This is a genomic window from Paenibacillus marchantiophytorum, assembly GCF_014640555.1.
Classification (GTDB): domain Bacteria; phylum Bacillota; class Bacilli; order Paenibacillales; family NBRC-103111; genus Paenibacillus_E; species Paenibacillus_E marchantiophytorum.
In genome coordinates, this window is record NZ_BMHE01000045.1 from 1 (window position 1) to 24,209 (window position 24,209).

Here is a 24,209-nt window from a genome sequence, read left to right on the forward strand (position 1 = left end):
ATAAATAGTCATTTTAAAGTAAATTCGGGGTTTTCATTGGGGGGGGAGAGGAATAGACGAAACCTACTCCTCCCGATGTTTGCTAAATTTAAGGAGTTAATCGACGGTCTCTGTAGTTCCGCTATTGCCACAGCATCCCTGCTATTTGCCCAAATAACGTACCAGAGTTCCCCTTCAGGATTTGTTGCTTGAAGAGGCACATCTCTCAACTCTCAGGGCGGCTGAAAACGGGAAGAGATCTAAATTTTTAAGCAAAAAGTTTTTGATCATCGGCAGGTTATAAGTTCTTGGTGCCTCAAGCCGATATAGACGGCAATTTCCAAGCACATTCGAAAATAGCAAACTTTTTGCCGAAGAATTTGGAATGCGGGGTTCATTCGAAGAGCTAGAATAAAGCTATCAAGATAGACAAGAGGAGAGAAACGTTATGGCCCAAATAGCTCGACAGTTCCGCAGATACAGTATCATGTATGTGCTTCTGCTGCCCGGTTTGCTGTATTTTGCGGTATTCAAGTACGTTCCTATGATGTATATCACCGCTGGTTTCAAAAATTACAATGTGCTTAAAGGGCTGTGGGAAAGTCCGTGGGTAGGATGGCAGAACTTCAAATTCTTCTTCGAAGGTGTCTACTTTTACCAAATTATTGGGAATACGATACTGATTTCTTTATACAAGCTCGTGTTTTCTTTTCCTGCTCCAATTATTTTGGCTTTGATGCTGAATAGCGTTACTTCCGGCGGATTCAAGCGAACGATTCAGACATTGACGTATTTGCCTCACTTTTTGTCATGGGTGATCATCTACGGCTTAATGGTTGCTTTTCTAGCGCCGGGCACCGGACTGGTCAACCAACTGCTGACAGCCTTCCATCTGGAGCGCATCTCGTTCCTCACGGAGCCGAGTTTGATTAGATCGCTCATTGTCGGAACGGATATTTGGCAGTCGGTCGGTTGGGGGGCCATCATTTACTTGGCCGCTTTGACGGGAATCGATCCTTCCCTTTACGAGGCAGCAACCGTTGACGGTGCTTCCCGTTGGAGGCAAATTTGGAGCATCACGCTGCCAGGAATCCGCAACGTAATTATTTTGATGCTGATTCTGCGCCTCAGTGCGATTCTCGATGTAGGTTTCGATCAAATCTATATCATGATGAACCCGCTGAATCAGGAGAAGGCGGATGTCATTGAAACCTGGGTCTACCGGGTCGGCATGCAGGAAGGCCGTATTGGGCTCGCGACGGCGGTAGGACTGTTCAAGTCTGTCATCGGCTTCGTGTTAGTGCTCGGCGCTAACCGACTAGCCAAGAGATTCGACGGACAAATCTGGTAGGAGGAAGCTCTATGAATACTATGACCAATAGCGAACGCATCACCCAAATACTGAACTATACGCTGCTTTCCCTACTCGCTGCTACATGTGTGATTCCTTTCATCTACGTCATCACTGTGTCAGTCACGCCTATATCCGAGGTAATTAAGAATGACGGCCTCGTCCTCATTCCCACTAAGGTGACCTGGACTGCCTATGAGGCGATTATGCAAGGCGGACGACTGACAGAAGCTTATCAGGCTACGCTGTTCCGGGTTGGGGTTGGAACGGTTTTCAATCTTATCTTCACCGTCCTTACGGCCTTGCCTCTTTCCCGCAAATCTCTCCCTGGGCGCAGTTATTTCCTGATGTTCATTGTATTCACGATGCTGTTTAACGGGGGCTTCATTCCGAGCTATTTGCTCGTGAAGGAGATCGGCTTGCTGGACTCATCATGGTCTCTCATTATCCCTGGGCTAATCAATGCCTTTTACATGATGATCGTTAAAAGTTTCTTCGAACAACTGCCAGAGGCTATCGATGAAGCGGCAAGGATCGACGGTGCCGGTGAATTGGCTATTTTGTTTCGGATCGTGCTTCCGCTATCTGTCCCGATTATCGCAACGGTCGGCTTATTCTACGCGGTGTGGCACTGGAACAGCTATTTCGACGCTTTGTTGTATATCAACGATGCATCGAAGCAGCCTCTGCAGCTGTTTTTAAGACAAATCTTGCTTGCTTCGGTAGCGATCAGCGGGGATGCCGCTGAAGCCGCCAATTCGGTTAACCCCATATCGGTGCAGATGGCCTCCGTTGCAGTGACGACAATTCCAATTCTGCTCGTGTATCCATTCATCCAGAAGCATTTCACCAGAGGTGTTCTGCTCGGTTCGGTCAAGGGATAGCCGAGCAGGCTCTGCCATCTTTATCATGAGGAAACTCTTGATATAAACATGTATAATACATTTTAAGGGAGAGGTTTATCGATGAAAAAGAGACATGCACAAGCTATGCTTGCCCTGACTGTTGCCCTAAGTATGACTGCGGCTGGCTGCAGCAAGGCCGATTCAAAACCGGGGACTGACAACAAGGCAACAACAAGTGCCCAGCCGGAGGCTCAGAAGAAGCTGAAGCTGAATTTCTACAACACGATCGGCTACCGACTGACAACGCCGATGCCTTCGAAGGAAAACGACCCTATCCGCCAAATGATCGAGAAGGACAACAACATTGAGTTGGAGATGACGCTCGGCGGCGAGAATTGGAAGGATAAGCTGAATCTGCTTATTTCGTCCAATCAAATTCCGGACATTCTCACATTTCCCGACCGCGCAAGCGCCATTAAATATTACGACCAAGGACTTGTCGCAGAGCTGGACGATGCGCTCAAGGAAGTGCCTGAGCTGACCAAGGCTTTCGATCCATCTAGACTAGAGCCTATGAAATATAAGGGCCATATGATTGGGGTTCCGGCGTCCGAAGGGGTCGGAGGTGTGAATGGCTGGTGGATAAACACAACTTGGTTGAAGAAGTTGAACCTTCAAGTTCCGACTAATCAGCAAGAACTTATGAACGTTATGAAGGCGTTCACATTCAATGATCCGGACGGGAACGGCAAGAACGACACGTACGGATTCCTCGCCATGCTGCCTAAGGATGGATCGCTTGGAAACAGCAGCGGGGCTCAAGGATTCCAGCAAATTTTCTGGATGTTCGGGGTACAGCCAGGCTTCGTCGACGTGAAGGAAGGTAAGGTCGCTCTGTACAACACGGACCCGAAAACCAAAGAAGCGCTGCAGTTCATTAACGAAATGATTCAAGCCAAAGTTGTTGATCCGGACTGGGTAACGATTGATGATGGGCTGAAGCGGGATAATAAGATGTATCAGGGCAAGGACGGCATTATGATTGTAGACTGGCGCCGTATGGAGCCTGCCGAACAGAAGAAAATGCAGGATGTCGGCGGAAGCGTACCGGAGTGGAAACAGATTGCGCCGCCGAAAGGGCCGTACGGCGATCAAATTCTCGATGTGAAGCCATTCCAGCAGTCGCTGATCGGCCTTTCTAAGGAAGCGCTTAAGGATCCCGCCAAGACCAAGCGCGCCATGCAGTTCATTCAATATTTGTATACGAACAAGGAAGCTTATCCTTACCTGGCTTACGGAATTAAAGATAAAACCTTCAAGACCGTGAACGGCCAGCCAGCCTTGATCGACAGGGCGACCTACAATGAGAAGGAAGTGGAATGGCGCTATAATTACGCCTTCGTCCGCAAGGCCAATGACGGCGTGTACTTTGACTTCAAGAATCCGGATGTCACCAATGCTAATCAGAAAATTAATACCAGCTATTTAAAAGACAACAATGTCAATCCTCGTGTATTTGACGATCCGAATGATCCTCTGGCACAGGACCGCGTCAAGTATGTTAATGAGATGATGCTCAAGTTCGTCACCGGCAAGGAGCCGCTCAGCAATTGGGATACGTATGTGAAGACACTGGAGGACAAATTTAAGCTTAACGACGCCATCGCCAACTACACCAAACAGCTCCAAAGCGATGGCGTGATTAAATAACCGTTCCAAGAAGGGGAGACGCCGTTCTCCTCTTCTTCCCTATGGGGAACGGGAATAACCATGCAGGGGTGGAACGTATGCGGGATAGGATTCGAAAGCTGTTTCACACTATATCTTTCCGATTATTCATTGTTTGTTTCATCTTTGTGCTGAGCTCGGAAGTGATTGTGAGCACCTTGTCCTACCGGTACATTAAGAATGAGATTTCCACCAGCCAAATGGAACTGGCCAAGCAGCTTCTCGTAAAGGAACAGCAGTATATGGACTTATATTTCGCCCTGGTCCAGAACACGATTGCCCTGTTATCCTCGTCTTCCGAAACGTGGCGCAACGATATGAGCGCGGCCCAAGCGGGGTTGGAGGGGGTATATCGCACTCACTCCGAGATGCTGACGGATGTGTATTTGATCCGAAAGGACCTTTCCATAATTGGAGGCAATCCTGTCACTAAGGTATTGAACGATCCGATGCCAACTCGGGAGGAGCTGTACCGAACTGCTTACAGCAACGCTTATGGCAGTATTTCGGTCAGTAATCCCTACCAATCTTTCTTCTCCGGCTGGACGGTTACATTCACCAAAGTGTTGACTTTCGCCGGGGAACCGATGGTTATTGCGGTTGACCTTAACTTAACGGCCTTGCAGGAGCGAATGGACCAGATCAGTCACGGCAGCAACCTGCAGCTTGCCATTCTCGACGATCAAGGTCGTGTCATTCTCGAGCCTTCTGCGGGCGGGCCATTCCGAGCGAGAGACCACCAGCTTCTGTTCGACGAACGGGACAGCATGGAGTTGATCCATCAGAAGGACGATGTGTTCCAAGAGCATATGAACGGTATTCCTGTCACCGTGATGAAAGGCTTCATTCCTAGAACGAAATGGATTGTGTTCGCTTTCTCCGACAGCACCTCGCTGCAGAAATCCCTGCAGCGGATGGAAAGCTTTTTCTTCTGGCTGCTGGCTGTTGGTCTCCTCCTCAGCATTGTGACGGCAGCCTTCGTTGCCCGGATGATTCGGACACCGGTCTATTACTTGATCCGCAAGATGAGTCAGGTGAGACAGGGCGATCTGAATGTAACGATTCCCAGGATACGGAATGATGAATTCGGCGAGCTGACCGATACGTTTAATACGATGCTGGGGCGGATACGAACGCTGCTTGAGCAAGTCAACATCAGCGAACGCAGGAAGAAGGAACTAGAAATCCAGGTGCTGCAATCGCAAATCAATCCGCACTTTCTCTATAATACGTTAGGCTCGATCAGTAATGTGGTGGACGTAGGCAGATATGATGAAGTGGACAATTTGATCGGCGCGCTGATCGCCATTCTGGAATATGGCATTACGGATTTCTCCGATAGGGCCAGTCTGAACCAGGAACTTAGGAATGTAAAAGATTACTTGCACATCCAGAATGTCCGGTATGACAGCGTGTTCGAGCTCCTGGAAGAGATCGATCCTGAGGTGCTAACACATCCCGTATTGAGAATGGCGCTTCAGCCGATTGTGGAGAACAGTATTTTCCACGGCTATGGCGGCGGAAGACTAGCGGGCGTAATTCGCATTACAGCGCTGCGCGCGGAGGGTCAACTCGTGATTGATGTAACGGACGAAGGGGTGGGGATGTCTCCAGAGAAGGTGTCGCTGCTGCTTCTCCCTCTTCAGGAGAATGCCGCTCTAACGGAAAGGCGCAAACGAATCGGCTTGTACAACATTCATCAGCGAATTCAGTTGAACTACGGCGAGTCTTACGGTCTTAGCGTGTGGAGTGAGGAAGGCAAGGGGACCCGGGTCACATTGCGGTTTCCCGATTTGCGAGTGAATGAACGGAATATCTTAGCCGTCTAAGGAGGAATGGACATGCGGGAAGTGATCACATGCTTGATCGTCGATGACGAGCCGCCGATGGTGCAGCGGCTGCAGCGCATGTTCGAGCGGTGGGCAGAGCAGCGGCTGCCGTATAAGCTGGTAGGATCAGCTTATTCGGGCAGCGAGGGGCTGGAGCAGGCTGAGCGACTGAAGCCGGATTTGATTTTGACGGATGTGGTCATGCCGGGCAAGAATGGCTTGGAGATGATTAGAGAGCTGAGGGAAAGTCACCCCCGCATTGAATTTATCATTCTGAGCGCATACGCTGACTTTGCTTACGCCAAGCAGGCGATTGCCATGGGAGTTTTTGAATATTTGGTCAAGGTGCCGCTGCGGGAGCAGGAGGTGCTAGCGGCACTGGCGAAGGCGCGGGATAATGTGCTGGGTTGGGAGGAGAAGGACCTAAGGCTGCACAGCCTCAGCGGAGCAGTGAAAGGTGATTCTCACCGAATGCGCAAGCAGATGCTCGATGAGCTTATACGAGGAGAGATGAGCGCCACGACGATGAAGCGAAGAAGCCTTGAGTACGCTCCGAGCTTCCAGCCTGGCCAGTACGCCAGCTTTGTGGTGCGTTTGGATGACTATGCGGCCTTCTGTGCAGAGTATTCGCCTGCTGACCGCAATTCGCTCAAGTACGGCATGCTGAATATTATGGAGGAGGTGCTTCAGGCTGCGGGCGGTTGTTTCGTATGTGAGATGTCCCCCAACACGCTTGTCGGATTTGCCATGATTCAGGCAGCGGGAGAACAAGGCGTTGATAGACAGGGGCTTGAGCTGGCCGAGGAGCTTCTTACCCACATGAAATCATATTTGCGTCTATCCGTTTCCATTGGAGTGAGCCGCCGACATCGTGGCTGGGAGCAGGCAGCCGAAGCGTATAGGGAGGCTTTGGCAGCACTAGCTGATTCGTTCTACTTCAGCTTCGGCATGGTCGTAACGCCGAATCGCCGCTTGGTCTATAACGAAGCCGATGCGCGAGTCATGTTCGAGCGGTTTGAACATGTACTGGATCGCGTATCCTCGGCTTCTGATAAAGACGAGCTGGCACCGCTTCTCAAGCTGCTGCACACGTACCGCATTCCCTCGTACAAGCTGCTGCCCTATCTCGAGAGGTGGTTAGTCCGGCTGCAGCGCAAGTTGTTCCGGGTCGGCAATGAGCTGGATGACACGAAGCCGCTCCAACAGGACGTCTGTACGCATTTGCATCAATTGACGGAATGGCTCCGTTTGGAGTGGGAGCGTATCTTATCCAAAGCGGAGCCTGTAAGTCTAAGACCGGATATGGCCAAGGCGATCCTGTACGTCGAGGAGCACCTCCACGAGTCGCTCTCGCTGAGCCATCTTGCGGACCATATTCACTTGAATCTGTCCTATGTCAGCGAGCTGTTCAAGAAAGAGCTGGGCATCAACTTTACAGACTACGTCGCCAAGCGCAGGATTGAGCGGGCTATTGAGCTTATGCGCAAGCAGGCTTATACGAATCAAGAGCTTGCAGAGGCTGTTGGCATTCAGAATGAGAAATATTTTTGTACGCTCTTTAAGAAAATTACCGGCACTTCGCCGCAGAAATATGAGCCTAACGGCAGAAGAATCTAATGGAGAGCGAGAGGATAGACAGTGACTATAGCTCGATTTCAGAGACGCAGTTCCTTGCCATGGGAATGGGGAACCGATACGGGCCTCATCTGGCATCCAGCCGAGGTGGAAACACATTATGAACACCCGGCGCAGTCTTATTGTCAATTCCGCAAAAGCTTTGAGCTCCCTGCGGATGTGACGGCATCCGGAACGCTGAGAATTTTTGCCGACTCCAGGTATATTGTATATGTGAATGGGATGTACGCAGGTCGAGGACCTTGCCGGAGTGATCCCAGATGGCAGTATGTCGACGAGCTTCCGGTTTCGAAGCTGCTTCGGCCAGGCCGAAACTGCATCGCTGTCATGGTGCTGTATTACGGCTACGGAACTGGGCAATCAATCGATCGGATTCCCGCACTGCTGGCTGAGCTGAGCGTGTCCGTGCCTGGAGGAGAGACGATCCTTCTGGGTACGAACTCGACATGGTTATGTCGCAAAGCGGACGCTTACGATTCTCGAGCCCCTCGAGTGAACGGCTGCCAAGGGCCCATCGAAATATACGATGCCCGGCTGGAACGGGAGGACTGGCATCTGCCAGACACTGCGGTGGACGGCTGGGAGTCGGCCCAACAGCGAGGTTTCCGGCTGTCGCCCTTCTGGAACTTCGTGCGCAGACCCATTCCGCTGCTGGAAGAGAAGGAGCTGGATGCGCTGCGGTTTGTGAGCCGTGGCGTCATCCCTAAGCTTCCGGCACCTTCCGGGAGAATGCATCTGGATATCATGGAGGAAACGAAGGGAATGCATCTGATCGAGGCAAGCCCCTTGGATTCGCCACGAGACGTAGGGTCTCAATCGCCTTCACCAGACGAGGCTGAAGTGCTGACCTACGATTTCGGCAGGATCGAGCCAGGTTATTTGCAGCTTGAGGTTACCGGTACCGCCGGTACCGTCGTCGATGTGGTGTATGCCGAAGAGCTGTGGGAAGGCAAGGCGCTGCTTAACGGGAATAACAATCGTTCCCTGGATAGATTTATCCTCGCAGAGGGACGACAGCAGCTGGAAGTGGGCTTTGGCTGGAAGGCGTGCCGCTACGTACAGCTGCGGGTTCGGCATGTGGATTCCCGCCCCGTTTGTGTGCACAGGGTGGGGCTGCGAACCCGCCGCTACCCTGTGGCGCAGCCAGCGGCGTTCAAGTGCAGTGACCAGACGCTGCAGCGGGTCTGGGAAATCTCCGAGCATACTATACGCATCTGTATGCAGGATGCTTTCGTCGATTCGCCCAGTCGCGAGCAGCAGCAGTGGATGGGTGATGGACGCTGGCAGGGGCTTTACCAGACGTATTATTCAGGGGATGGAAGGCTGCACCGCAAGCTTCTGGAACAGGTTGGCCAATCTCAGGATTGGCAGGGTATGACGGCCCAGCGGTATCCGGATGGACATCACAACTACCCGCCGATTCCGTCGTTTTGCCTGCACTGGATCAGTTCCTTCGGCGAGTATCGGGACGCTTACGGGGATGACGGGCTTCTGGCCGAATGGTGGCCGAACATCGTTCAGGCACTTCGCTGGTTCTCAGGCTTCGAGGATGAAGATGGACTGCTTGTGGACGTGCCATATTGGGCCTATGTGGACGCGGGCGAGGCGCCACTCGGCAGATGGCCGGACGTAGAACGCGGTGGGATCGTTACGGCGCTCAACTTGCTTTATCTGGAAGCGATGCGCCAAGCGATCAGCTATGCCGGATTGGCCGGGGATCATGAGGCCGAGGCGTATTACAAGAGGGTAAGCGACCGATTAGCGGACAGTATCAAGCAAACTTTATGGCTGCCGGAGGTCGGCGTCTACATGGAGTGTTTGGTCAAAGGCGTCCCTAGTGTACTATACAGTGAATCGGCGAACGCCCTAGCGTTGGTTGTTCTGCATGCAGTTGAAGACGAGCGAAGCCGAGAGATTTATGAGGCGATATTCTCGACTGAAGCGGCAGGGAGAGCCATTCAAGCCAGCCCATTCTTCATGTTGACCGTTTATAGGGCACTCGGCAAGCTTGGCCGTGAAGAGCGTATGCTGGAGCTGGTGCTTGAGAGGTACGGTCCAATGGTTGAAGCCGGTGCTACGACGGTATGGGAATGGTGGGGCTTGTTCTATCAGGATAAGCAGTCGGGGGAAGTGCATTTCAGCTCAGCGTGCCACGCCTGGGGAAGCATGCCCGTTTACATGTTCTTACATGCGATTCTGGGTGTACGCTCACTTAAACCCGGACACACCGTAGTAGAGATTTCCCCACGGCTCCTTGGCGGTCTAACCTGGGCGGAAGGTTCTATTCCGACGGCATGCGGCGTTTTGGCAGTTCGGGTGGAACGCGAGACCGAGCACGCCGTAGAAATTCGGCTGAACCTGACAGTGCCCGAAGGTGTAACCGTCTTGTCTCAAGGTGTTTCTTATGGCGTGGGTAAGCATGTGGTATATGTAGGATAAAAATAAAACGAGCAAACCCTCGTGACTTTAACCTCTTAGTTATAAACTCGATAACAATGAAATCATAAGAGTTTATGACTTTGGTTAGAAAGATAACTTGGAAATAAGCGTTTCCAAGAACATCAACAGCCTCTCAGTTCCTATGCAACAATCGTTTATCAGTCAAGCCATTATTTAGTTCTTTATTACAGCAATGTTAATTCAAAAACTGCAGCTCCAACGCTAACCGAAATGAAACAGGTCACTCGCGGCTGTACCGGATTGGGTAGGCGAAGAGGTCACACTGCGTGCTTCTACTCTAAAGGATGCTGTGATTATCAGGGCACGGACAGAACATCACGGATGGCGCACGGTTCGTGTAGCGCGTTTCCCCTACGAAGCCGGGAATCAGGCAGGTCCTTATACCTGTTCGCCAACCCGTGCGGGATTCGAGGTCACCTTCACTCGCTGGGGTTTCACAGAGCCGGACCAAGATCTTCATATTGATCCTCCCGTAGAATAGTGAATTCACAAGTAGCCGTTGCAAAGTGCAGATTGGGACTTGCTGGCATCACCGTAACGCTGAATTTCAGCGTTAACGAACGCCAAACGCCCCTCCGTCACCCCATAAGGCTGAAAAACAACCTTAACGCAGCCGAATTCTGGGCAAAGCTTCGACACCCCCACCGTAACGCTGAATTTCAGCGTTAACGAACGCCAAACGCTCATCCGCCACTCCGTAAGGCTGAAAAACAACCTTAACGCAGCCGATTAGGCTGCCGTATGATTGGCAGCCTTTGGCTCACTTACCAGGAAAATCACTTCAACCATTGCTGCACATAATTGATAAACCGTTTGGTGGCTGGTGATGCATCCTTCATGGAATGAACGGCAATGCCCAGGAAGCGGTAACGATGATCCTCCAACTCCAGCGAGTGAACGTTGTGATCCCTTCCCTGAAGCACCAGTTCAGGAAGTATGGAGATGCCCAGCCCGTTCTCCACCATCGCGATGATAGCATAATCATCCCCAGACGAGAACTTAATGGTAGGTTTGATCGACGATTGATCCAAGATGCGTCTGACATCGTAATCCGATCCTTCACGCTGAATGATGAAGGGCTCTTTGTCAATCTGTGATAAAGGGAAGAAGGGGAGTTGACTCAGGGGATGCGTCATCGGCAAAATGGCCAACATCCGGTCCTTCTTCAGTGGAACAACATCAAAGCTTCCCCGTGCGGGAATTGTAATAAACCCGCAGTCCACTTCGCCTGCTGCGATCCAGTTCTCGATCTCTTCATAGTCGCCTTCCATCAGTTTAAATGTAATATTCGGATAGTCATTCTGATATTGCTTCATCATGCCTGGAAGCCAGTGAACAGACACGCTGGTAAAGGTGCCGATACGGATCGTTCCCGTTTCTAAGCCATGGATGGAGGCAGCAACCTGCTTCAATTGCTCGTTCCAATTGAGGATTTCTCGGATCGGTTTGAGCAGCTGCTCGCCATTCGCCGTTAATTTGACGCCCGAGCGACCACGGAGCAGAAGCGTGAATCCAAGCTCCGATTCCAGACTGCTAATGGTATGGCTTACGCCTGATTGGGTGAAGCCCAGCAATTCGGCAGCCTTGGTCAGGCTCCCCAACTCAACGACTTTCATGAAAACTTCGTATTTGGCTATACTCAATGAAATCCGCCCCTTCCAATTTACATGAGTAATTATCATGTATAGTATAATAAACATTCATTATTCTTGTATATAAAGGTTTAGTATACTAGGGTAGCAACGGAACTGGAAATCATTACAGCTGAGATAAGAAGCAGGAGGATCAGAAATGAATCGTCAAAAAGCAGAGTGGTTGATGATCGCAGTGACCTTATGTTGGGGATCTTCGTACCTCTTCATGCAGTATGGATTGAATGCCATCGATGAGTTTAATTTAATCGCTTTGCGTTTCGGATTTGCTTTCCTTGTCACAGCAGGCCTTTTCTTTAAACATTTACGGAGAACGAATTTATCCACTATCAAATATGGAGCTTATCTCGGGTTCTTATTGTTTTGTATCTTTACATGCATTACCTTTGGCCTGAAAACGACAACGACATCCAATGCCGGCTTTTTGGTTAGCCTCACGGTCATTTTTGTGCCCTTCATTTATGTTCTTGTATGTAAGAGAAAGCCGCATCCCAGCCTTATCGTTGGCGTCAGCCTCGCCTTCATCGGAATGGGGCTCCTTACGCTCAACAGCCAATTACGTATATATCCGGGTGATTTCTTATGCATTCTGTCAGCGTTATTTTACGCCGTTTATATCATCCTTACTAGAACCGCAGCTAAAAAAGTGGATTCGCTGAATTTGGGTATATGGCAATTAGGTTTTGCTGGCGCCTTAGGATTGCTGTTCTCGTTTATTTTTGAAACGCCTTCGCTACCAGCCACATTAAACGGATGGATCTCCATCCTGGTGCTTAGCCTCGTATGCAGCGCCTTTGGCTTTGTTGTTCAACCATTGGTGCGGCGATTGTCCTTTTCGGTGTCGTCGTATCTGATTGGCAATCCTTCATAAAAAAGCAGGTCCCCAGGAATTACGAAGTATAAGGAACCGGTTTCAAGCAAAAAATAAAAAAGCCAGATTAACGGCGAATGCCGTCAACTGGCGTAGCTACCCGAGAGATTTGTAAGGGGAAATTGAAGGCATTGGCCATTTCCTCGAGTTGTACCTATGACCCGCCTTTCTTTATTAATGAAACAGAATCAAGAATAAGTTTGGAGAAAGCTTCAGCTCCCTTGGTTGTCAAGTGAACGCCGTCATTTGCAAACCAGTCCGGCTTGTTTTTACTCAATGAATACCAGTCGACAAGTTTGACATTCGTATGACTTTTGCTTGCAACGGCTAAAGAATTATTTACAACATCTTGCCATTTTCGGGGTACACGTGTATTTATGAGAATAATCTTCCGGTCTTCTCCAATCGTCACAAGGAGATTTTCAAGCTGTTCCGACGTAAAAGGTCCGTTCGTTCCTAGGTGAAGGATGACAATTTCACCTAATGTCTTATTGGCTTTGAATTGTTTGATGATGTCAGGAGCTTGCGACAGTTGCCGACTGACTTTCCCGTCTACGACAATCCCTGTTATCATTTTCTCTAAAACTGGAGCTGCGCCCAGAATTACTGAATCTCCGAAGCTGTAAGTTTATAAGCACCAGTTGAGTTTGTCGGGGCAGAGCTTGTCAGTGCAGGTAACTTCTCAGCTTTAGGTGAGGCCGTCGGGACAGGGCTCGTTACAACAGTCGAATTCTTACTTTCATAAGAAGATGTCGGGACAGGGCTCGTTACTACAGGTGAGTGAACTGCGGGTGTGGAAGCCGCAGCAGAATTCGTCAGACTTTGGGATGTGAGTGCTACCTCTGTGCTACTCGGGTTATACATGCAGGAAACGCAGATCATCATAAGAACGACAAGCGGTACGAGTCTAACTAAGAAAGTAAAATGAAGCAGAGTAGCAATCCAACTCGATCTAAATTTGGTTTTTTTAAACCTAATGCGCCAATTTCCAGTTCTGAAAGGGTTTTCAATGAAGGAATAGGATAAAGAAGCAAGTCCGATACTAAGTGCGAACTGAATGATTTGGAGAAAGTAGCTTGAATCCGTATTAGGACTAGCCGAATTAGTTAATAGGATCACAGGATAGTGCCAAAGATAAATGGAGTAAGACCGTACACCGATCCATCGTAAAGGCCTCCAACCCAGGAGACTTGGTGAAAAATGTTGTACCAGTTGCTTGTATAGGTTATCGCCGACCATATATCCCCTTGAATGGAAAATAACCTCGAGATATCCGTTATCGCCAGAAAGACGGCGACAGCAACGATCATCGACAACATGGCTGGAAGTAATCTGCGGATGCGACGTATCCAAAACCTTTTCAGATCGATACGATGATGAATTTTGCGCTCTTCTAACAGCATATCTGTAATAAGATAACCGGAAAGTAAAAAAATACACTTACGCCTAAGAATCCCCCTGAAGCCCATCCCCAGTTTAGATGATAAGCAATTACAGCAAGGACGGCCAGCGCCCTGATCCCATCCAACCCAGGCATATAGAGCCGATGATTTTGTTTGAGTTCTTTCACGTTATTACTCCCCCAATGTGTCAATTTCTTAAAATAGTACTTTTTTAGACTCTGTTCTACTTCTAGCAGTTCAAAAAAATACGTTAATTCGCGAAATTTATCACATGCTCCAAAATCTTTGTTGATTATGTCGAATGATGTCGTCTTGATAATGAATCTTGGTTTTACGTATGTTTCTAAATTGGGGGTGTTGACAGGCTCAACAGCTTATGGGATACCAAGTAATGTATATAAAAGTAGCTTCGCTTTCGTTAATAGCAATTCCCGTTTCAGCGGGATTCGACTTTAACCACCTTCAGTTTAAGATGGGCACGTTACTCTGTCTATTCCTCAGATTATGCCAGATGGTCATGAAAAAAGAGAAAACGTTTCTGCCTTCCCACTAAATAATTCAAGAACAACGATTTCAACAGCGGTCGGAACCCCACATCCATCCTCCCAATGGACAAAAGTAGGGGTTCACACATAAAAGGACCGTCAGGATGTTTCCCAGGAAAGGGTTTGATTTTGAATAAATTACCAAAGGTTTAGTTATATTATGAATGCAAACATTTATTAGATGATGGGAATAGTGGAGGGAGATCACGTGAGTCCTGTTGACTTGGGGATCGATATTCATGCGAAGGAGCAAGAGTTAAAAGAAATTTTCGCGAATTGTTCAGATGTTACATTCCGTCCTGTTCAAATAGATGGGGAGACCGTCATCATTATGATTTACATTGACGGGCTTGTAAATACCGATCTCCTGGATAACGCTTTGCTAAAGCTCAGTTTTGAAGGCGTTCCACAAGGCTTAGGCGATGTTGGAACTAGCGGCGAAGCTCTTATGCAACAGATTTTGGCTGTCACTGAGACGAAGGTTGCAACCAGCCTGCAAGCCGTTGTTGATGGCATTTTGAATGCGAACGTTGCCATTCTGATTCATGGCGAATCGGACACCATTCTTGCAAAATTGCAGGGTTTCGATAAACGGACTATTCAAGAACCGAGTATAGAGTATTCGATTCGCGGACCTAAAGAAAGCTTTTCCGAAACCTTGAATACGAATACAAGTTTATTGCGGAGGAAAATCCGGAGTTCAAAGCTTAAATTAAAATCCCTTACGGTGGGAGAATTCACAAAAACAGACGTATTAATTGCCTATATTGAAGGAATTGCCCAGGATTCAATTGTCAATGAAGTTATCAATCGGGTTGAACGAATTTGTACCGATGGGTTATTGGACACGAGCTACATCGAAGAATTTATTGAGGATGCCCCATACTCTCCGTTTCCGCTTATCCAGAATACAGAACGTCCCGATATTGTGGCGGCAAGCTTGTTAGAAGGTAAAGTAGCGATTCTTGAGGATGGAACGCCATCCGTGTTAATTGTGCCAATGACGCTGTGGTCAGGATTACAGACTCCGGATGACTACTATGAAAGATATATGTATATGAGCTTCGTTCGTTTGCTTCGCTTGCTCATGGTTCTATTATCGTTGTTCCTCCCTGCAACTTACGTTGCGGTTTCCACCTTCCATCCTCAATTAATCCCTTCTAATTTATTATACAGCATCATTAGCGCCAGAGAGGGAATTCCTTTTTCTGCCGTAGGTGAAGCTCTCATCATGGAATTTATGTTTGAGGTATTGCGTGAAGCAAGTAACAGGCTCCCCAAACAGATCGGTTCAGCGGTTAGTATTGTCGGTGCATTAGTCATTGGGCAATCCGCTGTGCAAGCCGGTATCGTGTCTGCTCCGATGGTTATCATTGTTGCAACAACAGGCATTGCTTCCTTTACGATTCCTCGATATAGCATGGGGTTTGCTTTTAGACTGCTCCGTTTCCCAATATTGATTTTAGGAAGCATCTTCGGCCTTTATGGCATCGTCTTGGCAGCACTCTTGATGCTCATTCATATGGTTACCCTTCATTCCTTTGGAGTACCATATCTTGCTCCTGTTACGCCGCAGGTGTTCTACAGTTTAAAAGATACGCTGATTCGCGCGCCCCGATGGATGTTGAGAAAGAGAATGCCATTCCTTTCAGGCAGTAATAACACCCGAATACCTGCAGTTGGAAAAACGGGGAAACGGAGCGATTCAAAAGATGATCAAAAAAATTAGATGTTTCTTAGTTCTTACTGTTTGTATAGCTCTGACTACCGGGTGTTGGGACCGCTTGGAATTAAATGACGTTGCTTTTGCAGTAGGTACAGGCGTTGACCTGTCAAAGGACGGGAATATCCTAATAACGGCCCAATTTAAACTACCGAAAAGAAGCGCCGCAGGGGAAATGGGTCAGAATTATTTTACGGCAACGTCTAGCGGTAAGGATATACTCGATGTTATGCGTAACATGCAGGCTCAGATATCCAGACGAATACTTCGAGGTCAAAGGCAAATTTTATTTATTGGCGAAGATTTGGCGAAAAAGGGTGTAACTGAGATATTGGATGGTTTCACACGGGATCCAGGGTCCAAGCTGCGGATCGATATTATGATTGTTAAAGGGACTGCTGAAGAATTGCTCAAACAAAAATATCCGTTGGAGCCCCTGCCGGTTATTGCTGCTCTAAAAGAACATTTGGCTGTCGGACTGGAAGGAGAAACGGCACTTCGGGATTTTCTAATTTCCGCATCTACGGATGGAAGCAGTCCTACATTAGAGGTTATAGAAACAATTAAAGCTCATTCCCCAAATTACATTGAGACGAATAATGTGAAATCGGGATTTCGAATAACCGGTTCTGCCATTTTTAACAAAGAATTAAAATTAGTCGGATTTTTAAATCCGGATGAGAGCGGGATTCTGAACTGGATTAAGCAAAATATGAAAAGACAAATCATTACGATTGCCAAATCTGAATTTGGAAGTTTTAGTTATTCGGGAACCCATATGAAATCTAAAATTCGACCTGAACGGGTAGGTGATCGAATAAAAATTCATTTAACCCTAGAAGGAAAAGGCTCGATTATGGAAACTGCTTCGCCATTTGACCTCTTGCAATCTAAAAATCTGAACTTGCTCGAAGATACGCTGAACAAGGAGACTGAAAAACAAGTGCTGAATACGATTAATAAAGTACAGACGCGATACAAGACAGATATTTTTGGTTTCGGTGAAGCAATTCATAAGAAATACCCGCAAGCTTGGCGAGACTTAAAAAGTGACTGGGAGCGCGATTTTGCTACTGCGGAGGTTGACGTTAAGGTAAAGCTGAACGTGGAACAAGTAGGGACAACGGGACCCTCTTTATATTTGAAAAAAAGTGAGATTAAAAAATGAAAAAAATGGATTTGACAGGGATACAAATTTTCTGGATCATTGTTTCATTTCAATGCGGAAATACGCTCCTCCTTACACTATCCCCCAATATTAATGAGGCGCAGCAGGACGCATGGATTGCAAGCATTATCGCGGGGGCCTTGGGTTTATTTATTGCCTATGTATCGACGAAGTTAAGCCTTCTATTTCCCGGTCGAACGATTGTTCAGTACAGTCAAGACATTTTAGGCAAATGGTTTGGAAAGCTCATTATGATCCCCTATTTTATCCAGTGGTATTCGGTGCTTGGCGTAATTCTCAAGGAGTTTAGCGATTTCACGATTCTAACACTTCTACCCAGAACGCCGATATGGATACTCACAATTACAATGGTCCTATTGCTCATTTATATAACTTATATGGGGGGGATCGAAGGCATTGGGAGATGCAGCGAGCTGTTGGGTCCCTTTATTGTAATCATGATTATTCTTATTTTGCCATTAAATATACAAGTCATGGATTGGACACGCATATTGCCGATTTATGTGGATACTGGAATCAGTCATATTTTCAAAGGGGCTTTGACTCCTTTATCGTTTTTTGGGGAGGTTTGCATGTTGACCATGCTTGTTTCCTTTATGAAAAAGCCTGCGGAGGGACCCCTTCGAGCCATTCTAGGACTCAGTGTAGCTTGCTTCCTATTAATGGTCTCCAGTCTTTTTGTCATTATGGTATTTGGCCCGGGGTTATCCGCAAAAATGGCACATCCGTTTTTTGATATGGTTAGATTTATCTCCTTTGGCGGTTTTATTGAAAATATCGACTTGGTGATCGTATTAATTTGGGTAGTAAGTGTATTCATAAAAATGTCTCTCTATTTTTTTATAAGCTGCTATGGGACTGCGCAGTGGTTGAATATCAAAAATTGGAGAACGCTGATTTGGTTTATCGCACCGATCATTCTCATTCAGGCATGGTTGTATCCGGATATAACGGCATCGGATATCGGATATGTCACCAAATATTGGATTCCAATTGTATTGCCAGTTAACATGTTCGGAATTCCTTTGTTGCTGTGGTTTGTGGCAAGTATACGTAAAAAATATGCAAATGCTCATTAATACATCAGGAACTATGAAGTATAAGGAACCGGTTTCAAGTAAATAATACCAAAAAAAGAATGAGAAACCACGTTGAAAGGGAGGGATGATCATTGGTTGTGAGGGAATCCCTTTCGAATGAAATTGAATCGATTATGACGGTCATTGGACACAATTACGATGTTGTGGTGCGAGAAATAACACTCGGTCGTACAGGACGCAAAGCAGCAATCATATACATCGCGACAATAGGCGACACCGATACGATTAACAAAAATGTGCTGCAACCCTTGATGCAGATGGAGGTGACAAACGAAGATTCGCAATCAGACCGATTCAAAGAAAGAGTGATGCAAAGTACGATCTCACTTTCAGAAATGATGGAAACCGATTCGCGGACGGTATGCATTAGAAATCTTTTATCCGGAAATACAGCGTTAATGCTGGAAGACATCAGTACGTACATCATCCTAAGTACTTCAAATTTAGAAGGAAGAAGTATTGCTGAGCCTACATCGGAATCCGTGGTTCGCGGCTCGCGCGAAGGTTTTATCGAGAAGATATCGACGAATATATCATTGATCCGACAGAGGATCAAAGACCCTTCTTTCACGATGCTGCAATATCATGTAGGCAAGCGTTCCGAGCGAGAGCTTGTTGTCGCTTTTATTAAGGACATTGCCAATGATCAAATGGTGGAGGAAGTTTGTCGCAGAATCGAGCTGATTGATATCGATGATGCGGCTGAATCTGGATTTATTGAACAATTCATTGAAGATAATACCTTTTCCCCGTTCCCTCAAGTCATGAATACAGAGCGACCGGATCGAGTTGTCAGTGCGTTGATGGAAGGCAAGGTTGCCATCCTCTTGGACGGAACGCCATTTGTTCTTCTTGTTCCAGTCACATTCCCCATGATGCTTTACTCACCGGAAGATAATAATGAACGCTGGTTGTTTTCAAGTTTAATCCGAATGATGCGATATATACTCGCTGTCGTTTCTCTTTATCTGCCTTCGCTCTATATTGCTTTTATCTCTTTTCATCAAGGACTAATTCCCACGAAATTGGCAATATCTATCACGTCTAGCAGGGAAGGGGTGCCATTTCCCACTTTTGTAGAAGCGATGATGATGGAACTGACGATTGAAATACTTCGCGAAGCCGCTATTCGTCTCCCGAAACCGATTGGGCAAGCGATCGGCATGGTCGGAGGCCTTGTGATCGGGCAATCGGCTGTACAGGCGGGGATTGTTAGTCCCATAATGGTCATTATTGTTGCTGTGACGGCGATTTCATCCTATACAGTACCTCTTTATTCCGCAGGAATTGCCATTCGGATGTTAAGGTTCTTCATGATGCTAGCCTCCGCAGTGTTGGGTCTATATGGGATTATAATGGCTTCCCTGTTGATTCTTTCCCACATAATGAAATTAAAAAGCTTCGGGACCAACTATGCAGGCGTTTATGTGCATTATCGCCCAACAGATTGGAGAGATTCAATTGTGAAATTTCCGCTGAAATGGCTAAAAAACCGTCAGAAATTGTTAGAGCCAAAAAATAAAGAACGATTGAATATTCACGAAACGCAAGTGGAGGGGACTGGGAATGAAGGTAGCGCGGAGTGATCAAATTTCGGTTTCGCAATTAACTGTCCTCAATACTTCCATGATTCTCGGACTGTCGATCCTTACATTGCCAAGGGCTGCTTCTGAGAAAATAGGTACACCTGATGTATGGATTACCGTACTTATAGCAGGGTTGATATCTATACTGCTGGCCGTTATTTGTACAAAAGTTGGCCAGCGGTTTCCTGGACAAACTTTTTTTGAATTCAATCAACTCATTGTCGGTAAAGCGATCGGAATTGCTTTTAGCCTGGTGTTTTGCATCTACTACATCATGATGGCGGCTTTCGAAGTGCGCATGCAAGCTGAAGTGATCCGGCAGTTTTTATTAGATCAAACACCGATTGAAGTGACCATGATCACATTTCTTGCTGTTGCCGCCTATTTAATTGTAGGACAATTGAATCCGATCGCCAGACTCATGGAATTTTTATTACCCATTACCTATATAAGTATCTTGGTTGTCATGCTGTTAAGTGTCCAAGACTTCGATATCGATCGTTTGCGTCCTGTTCTTGGCGAAGGGATACGGCCAGTATTTAGTGGCCTTCTCTCGACTGCGCTCTCCTACTCGGGTTTTGAATGTATTATGGTCTTCACCGCCTTTGTGAAGGAACCCAGCAAAATGATACGCTCAGCCATCATCGGTGTTGCTTTGATCATCGTCCTCTACACAATAAACGTGATCATCGTCATTGATGTCTTTGGTGTTTCAGAAGCTAGCACATTAACTTGGCCGACCTTGGAATTAATAAAGAACGTGGAGTCGGCAGGTTTCTTTTTAGAAAACTTCGAAGTTATTTTCATTGCAGTTTGGTTGGTTGAAATTTTCACTACATACATTATATCTCATTACATAGCAAGCTTGGGAATTAGCCAACTTTTTCGCATCAAGATTAACTATGTGCATGTTGGTTTGTTGATCGTCATTTACATTATCGCAATCTATCCAAGCGATTTGAACGGCAGCATCAAGCTCGGTGAAATTATTGGCTATTTATCCTTAATAACGGCAGGAGTTATGCCCGTCTTATTATTAATCATTGCTGTTCTCAGAAAAAGGGGACATACACCTTGAAATCTCCAGAAAAGCGGAGTGTCGTATTTCTCGTATTCATTTCGTTAATTGTGCTTTCAGGATGTTGGGATAAACGTGAAATCGAACAGTTGGGCATGATCGCCGGTATCGCGTTGGATCAGACGGAAGATCCCGCCAACAGTCGGATAAAGGTGACTCAACAATTCGTCAACACGACCATCGGAACGAAGGATGAGGTGGTAAAAGGCTATTATAACCTGACCGATGAAGGAACTAATTTGTTTGAAATCATTAGAAAAGCGTCAACAAGAACAGATCGATCGCCCTACTATACACACTTGAAGGTTATCATCCTAAGCGATAAAATCACTTCAACCACTCAATTGTTAGACTTGATGAACTTTTTTCAACGGGATCATGAGATGAGAAGAAGTGTGCGTGTCTATTTTTCAAAAGGACCTGCAAGCGGGTTTCTAGAAAAAAAGACGGAAAATAATGAAATTCCTGCCTTTAATATTTTTTATAGGTCTCGAAATCATTACAAAACGTTAGAAATGGCTCGACAAATAACCTTGGGGGAACTGTCCGTTCATTTGTCTAGCGACACAAGTTTCATTGTTCAAGAAATTAATCTTACAAACGGATATACGATGCAAGGAGCTGCAGTCATTTCAGGGAAAAAGAAGAGATTGATCGGATGGTTGGATAAAGATGAGGTTTCAGGAGTCAATTGGATTCTGGGAACTCACCATGGCAGTCAAGGGGGGGTTCTTAAGGTCGTCGATAAGAAAACAAAGAAAGAGATCATCTACGAAGTTAATAATACCAAAACAAAGATCAAGCCTAGAGTAGAAGGAGAACGGATTTCTTTTCTCGTTTCCATTGAATCCGAAGGGCGTCTGGGTGAGGACTGGACATTAAATGATGCTTTCGACAAGGATTATATTAAGAAAGTGGATAAACAAGTGGCCGAAGAGGTAAAACGCCTCGTTGAGCATTCCATTGTAAAAATAAAAGATACATATAAAGCGGATGTTGCCGGCTTCGGTGAACAATTAAGAATTCATAACTACCGTACATGGAAGCAAGTAAAGACAAACTGGGATGAGGCGTTCAGTGAAGCTAACATTGATGTCGAAGTGAAAATACACATTCGAGAGTTCGGTTCTAAAGGAAGGAAAACGCCAAAGATTGGGAAGTAATCGCGATACGGTACATAAACGCAAGCTTATCCTAGCTTGCGTTTTGTTATGTTTTCATAACACGGGGCGTTTCTATAGAAATCGCTCGTTTTTACATACCGAATTATAGAAAAACAATATACTTGTTGTTTAGAAATGATAGGTATAAGAGCTATGATAAGGTCACATCAAAAAACAACCTGCGAGTGCAGTAAACGAATAAAGTGAACAAAGAAGCGATTGCTTCCCCATTAATCGGCTTTGTTTTGAATCGAGATCCCAGTAAAACGGAGATGGCCCAAATCGATGCGATTACAAAGCAGTACAACAGTGTAGGAAATTCGCTGCTGACTGGATAAAGTTACCGCAGAAGCTCAAAAACAACTTGACGAATGGCGCAAGGCAAATAAAAAATAAGAGTCAAATGACCGCTCATAGCGTATACAAGCTATTGAGTGGTTAAATTTCCATAAAGTGGTTTTTCTTCCTTATTCGATTATTTTTCATGATATGGAGCGGCTTGGTTGGATTACTTTAGCTTTTTGTCTAGGGGTGCTGATTCCGGGAGTATTAATCGTATTTTATTTATCCAAAAGATTGTATTCTCCTATTCGCGGTTTGATGGGTAAAGTCTCTGGGTTGCCACGTTCTCCGTCTTTGGTCGAAAATAGGGATGATATTGGCTATTTAAACGATGTCATTTCAATGGCCATTCAGCAGAACGAAGTATTGATTGGCGATAAGAAGATAGCCTTTATCTCTCAAAAATTAGAGTTCTTGCGAAGGCTAGTCAGCCATTCGTTGGATGATGACCCTACTGATCTGGAATCGCGTCTCGATTATTATCAAATAGGATTGCTGGCTGATAAGCGCCATTTTGCCGTTATTTTAATGATTGACCGTTATGAGCAATTTATAAGAGCTTACAGCGCGGCAGATCAACAACTCTTCCGTTATGCGATCGGGAATGCAGCGGAAGAAATAGCGTCGCGTTCCACGAATAATTGTGCTGTTGATTTGGGAGATGAAGTTGTCTTCATTCTGGAAGCTTCTGACGAATCCTATGAGAAACAGCTTCGAGATATTAGTCTCATCATTGCGGAACTTCAAAACTGGGTCCAAAGCAATCTAAAACTTTCGATGACAGGCGTCATCGGGTATTCGGTTAAACAACTTCAGGATATATCTATTTCTTATCAAGAAGCCGTTCAGTTTAGCAAGTACAGATTTATTTTCGGACAAGGATCGATCATCTCATCGGATAAGTTAAAACACATGAAAACGGATGACTTCCGGCCGCCGCTCCAGCTCGAAAAAACATTTGACGAACTTCTTGTATATGGAAAATATGAGGAAGCGATTCAAGCCTATGAACAGATTGTCGCCTATTTGAATCATTATTCCTACGATATTGTCATTAGTTACTTATATTATTTAACATTTATTATCTATAAGCGGATCAAAGAAATTGAAGTGAACGGTCCAACCATGTTCAACATTCAATATAGTACGTTCGTTCGGATGATTAGTAGAATGGAAACTATCGGTGAAATCAACGCTGAATTCCATGTGCTTATTCGTCAAATAGCCGAAAGTATGCTGGATTCCAAGGTAAATCGAAATCAGCAGATCGTAAGTAAAGTCATTGGAATCATAGAATCCAACTATATGGATAAATCATTATGTCAGGATAGTATTGCTTTACTCTTGAACCTATCCAAGTATCACTTGGGAAAAATATTTCGCAATGTTCACGGTAAAGCCATTGCTGAATGGTTGATGGATTATCGATTGAGTATCGCAGCAGAACTAATTACAAGGCCTAATACCAACGTGGCTGAGATTTTGGATTTAATAGGCTGGGAGAATCAAAATTATTTCTATAAAATGTTTAAGACAAAGTATGGGGTTACGACCTCAGAATACAAATTGCGGAATACGACAAGTGAAAATAAGGTTTATGATAACGGATATGGATCATGAATCGAAGAAGGCTGCCGATGATAGCGAATTGGCGGCTTTTTCGCTTATAGATGAAGAATTTGCTGATAGTTTTATAGAAATCACTCTTTTTTGATGTGTACATGAAATAA

Annotated in this window: 18 protein-coding genes and 1 pseudogene; 16 read left to right on the forward strand and 3 right to left on the reverse strand. The window is 46.1% G+C overall.

From position 1 onward, the window contains the following. The first annotated feature begins 427 nt into the window (after positions 1-427). The 7 genes and pseudogenes from IEY34_RS28215 to IEY34_RS28245 form a co-directional block, all read left to right on the forward strand. On the forward strand, positions 428-1,330 hold the full coding sequence (locus tag IEY34_RS28215; RefSeq protein WP_189018409.1) for an ABC transporter permease: 903 nt from the start codon (positions 428-430) through the stop codon (positions 1,328-1,330). A gap of 11 nt (positions 1,331-1,341) precedes the next feature. After that, positions 1,342-2,214 carry a carbohydrate ABC transporter permease gene (locus IEY34_RS28220; protein ID WP_189018411.1) on the forward strand — a complete coding sequence of 291 codons (873 nt, stop codon included), beginning with the start codon at positions 1,342-1,344 and terminating at the stop codon, positions 2,212-2,214. Positions 2,215-2,295: 81 nt separating this feature from the next. Further along, positions 2,296-3,885: a type 2 periplasmic-binding domain-containing protein gene (locus IEY34_RS28225; RefSeq protein ID WP_189018413.1), complete on the forward strand. Its 1,590-nt coding sequence runs from the start codon at positions 2,296-2,298 to the stop codon at positions 3,883-3,885. Positions 3,886-3,962: 77 nt separating this feature from the next. After that, positions 3,963-5,732: a cache domain-containing sensor histidine kinase gene (locus IEY34_RS28230; protein ID WP_189018414.1), complete on the forward strand. Its 1,770-nt coding sequence runs from the start codon at positions 3,963-3,965 to the stop codon at positions 5,730-5,732. 12 nt (positions 5,733-5,744) lie between these two features. Beyond that, positions 5,745-7,349, forward strand: a complete 1,605-nt coding sequence (locus IEY34_RS28235) for a response regulator (RefSeq protein WP_189018416.1) — start codon at positions 5,745-5,747, stop codon at positions 7,347-7,349. Between the two features lie 21 nt (positions 7,350-7,370). Then, positions 7,371-9,806, forward strand: coding sequence for a family 78 glycoside hydrolase catalytic domain (locus IEY34_RS28240; RefSeq protein WP_189018418.1), 2,436 nt, complete (start codon positions 7,371-7,373; stop codon positions 9,804-9,806). 241 nt (positions 9,807-10,047) lie between these two features. After that, a pseudogene (locus IEY34_RS28245) lies at positions 10,048-10,308 on the forward strand (DUF1349 domain-containing protein); the annotation flags it as partial. A 5-nt stretch (positions 10,309-10,313) separates the two neighbouring features. On the opposite strand, the gene IEY34_RS28250 reads toward IEY34_RS28245, so the two are convergent. Beyond that, positions 10,314-10,514, reverse strand: coding sequence for a hypothetical protein (locus IEY34_RS28250; RefSeq protein WP_189018420.1), 201 nt, complete (start codon positions 10,512-10,514; stop codon positions 10,314-10,316). 89 nt (positions 10,515-10,603) lie between these two features. Beyond that, positions 10,604-11,470, reverse strand: coding sequence for a LysR family transcriptional regulator (locus tag IEY34_RS28255; protein ID WP_189018422.1), 867 nt, complete (start codon positions 11,468-11,470; stop codon positions 10,604-10,606). Between the two features lie 148 nt (positions 11,471-11,618). On the opposite strand from IEY34_RS28255, the gene IEY34_RS28260 reads away from it, so the two are divergent. After that, positions 11,619-12,350: a DMT family transporter gene (locus tag IEY34_RS28260; RefSeq protein ID WP_189018424.1), complete on the forward strand. Its 732-nt coding sequence runs from the start codon at positions 11,619-11,621 to the stop codon at positions 12,348-12,350. Between the two features lie 154 nt (positions 12,351-12,504). On the opposite strand, the gene IEY34_RS28265 is transcribed toward IEY34_RS28260, so the two are convergent. Continuing rightward, the gene (locus IEY34_RS28265; RefSeq protein ID WP_189018426.1) at positions 12,505-12,924 is read right to left on the reverse strand and encodes an SGNH/GDSL hydrolase family protein; all 420 of its coding nucleotides are present in this window, start codon (positions 12,922-12,924) and stop codon (positions 12,505-12,507) included. A 1,582-nt stretch (positions 12,925-14,506) separates the two neighbouring features. Between IEY34_RS28265 and IEY34_RS28270 the strand changes: the two genes are divergently transcribed. From IEY34_RS28270 to IEY34_RS28300, 8 genes are all read left to right on the forward strand, one after another. Next, positions 14,507-16,027, forward strand: coding sequence for a spore germination protein (locus IEY34_RS28270; protein WP_189018428.1), 1,521 nt, complete (start codon positions 14,507-14,509; stop codon positions 16,025-16,027). Between the two features lie 55 nt (positions 16,028-16,082). Then, positions 16,083-17,189 (forward strand): Ger(x)C family spore germination protein, encoded by a 1,107-nt coding sequence (locus IEY34_RS28275; protein ID WP_229757890.1) that lies wholly within the window; start codon positions 16,083-16,085, stop codon positions 17,187-17,189. Continuing rightward, on the forward strand, positions 17,186-18,289 hold the full coding sequence (locus IEY34_RS28280; RefSeq protein WP_189018432.1) for a GerAB/ArcD/ProY family transporter: 1,104 nt from the start codon (positions 17,186-17,188) through the stop codon (positions 18,287-18,289). The genes IEY34_RS28275 and IEY34_RS28280 overlap by 4 nt, the downstream gene beginning before the upstream one ends. A gap of 98 nt (positions 18,290-18,387) precedes the next feature. Next, positions 18,388-19,896, forward strand: a complete 1,509-nt coding sequence (locus IEY34_RS28285) for a spore germination protein (RefSeq protein WP_229757893.1) — start codon at positions 18,388-18,390, stop codon at positions 19,894-19,896. Next, a complete protein-coding gene (locus IEY34_RS28290; protein ID WP_189018434.1) occupies positions 19,877-20,974 on the forward strand; it encodes a GerAB/ArcD/ProY family transporter in 1,098 nt (365 codons plus the stop codon). The genes IEY34_RS28285 and IEY34_RS28290 overlap by 20 nt, the downstream gene beginning before the upstream one ends. Continuing rightward, positions 20,971-22,137, forward strand: coding sequence for a Ger(x)C family spore germination protein (locus IEY34_RS28295; RefSeq protein WP_189018436.1), 1,167 nt, complete (start codon positions 20,971-20,973; stop codon positions 22,135-22,137). Before IEY34_RS28290 ends, IEY34_RS28295 begins: the two co-directional genes overlap by 4 nt. Before the next feature lie 203 nt (positions 22,138-22,340). Then, positions 22,341-22,475 (forward strand): hypothetical protein, encoded by a 135-nt coding sequence (locus IEY34_RS37400; protein ID WP_268240193.1) that lies wholly within the window; start codon positions 22,341-22,343, stop codon positions 22,473-22,475. A gap of 115 nt (positions 22,476-22,590) precedes the next feature. Then, positions 22,591-24,099 carry a helix-turn-helix domain-containing protein gene (locus IEY34_RS28300; protein ID WP_189018438.1) on the forward strand — a complete coding sequence of 503 codons (1,509 nt, stop codon included), beginning with the start codon at positions 22,591-22,593 and terminating at the stop codon, positions 24,097-24,099. Positions 24,100-24,209: the final 110 nt, after the last annotated feature.

Excerpts from the sequence above, each read along its gene's own strand:
- IEY34_RS28235 (WP_189018416.1), top strand. The coding sequence starts at position 5,745 with ATGCGGGAAGTGATCACATGCTTGATCGTCGATGACGAGCCGCCGATG.
- IEY34_RS28280 (WP_189018432.1), top strand. The coding sequence starts at position 17,186 with ATGAAAAAAATGGATTTGACAGGGATACAAATTTTCTGGATCATTGTT.
- IEY34_RS28215 (WP_189018409.1), top strand. The coding sequence starts at position 428 with ATGGCCCAAATAGCTCGACAGTTCCGCAGATACAGTATCATGTATGTG.
- IEY34_RS28260 (WP_189018424.1), top strand. The coding sequence starts at position 11,619 with ATGAATCGTCAAAAAGCAGAGTGGTTGATGATCGCAGTGACCTTATGT.
- IEY34_RS28225 (WP_189018413.1), top strand. The coding sequence starts at position 2,296 with ATGAAAAAGAGACATGCACAAGCTATGCTTGCCCTGACTGTTGCCCTA.
- IEY34_RS28230 (WP_189018414.1), top strand. The coding sequence starts at position 3,963 with ATGCGGGATAGGATTCGAAAGCTGTTTCACACTATATCTTTCCGATTA.
- IEY34_RS28290 (WP_189018434.1), top strand. The coding sequence starts at position 19,877 with ATGAAGGTAGCGCGGAGTGATCAAATTTCGGTTTCGCAATTAACTGTC.
- IEY34_RS28265 (WP_189018426.1), bottom strand. The coding sequence starts at position 12,924 with ATGATAACAGGGATTGTCGTAGACGGGAAAGTCAGTCGGCAACTGTCG.
- IEY34_RS28250 (WP_189018420.1), bottom strand. The coding sequence starts at position 10,514 with ATGAGCGTTTGGCGTTCGTTAACGCTGAAATTCAGCGTTACGGTGGGG.
- IEY34_RS28220 (WP_189018411.1), top strand. The coding sequence starts at position 1,342 with ATGAATACTATGACCAATAGCGAACGCATCACCCAAATACTGAACTAT.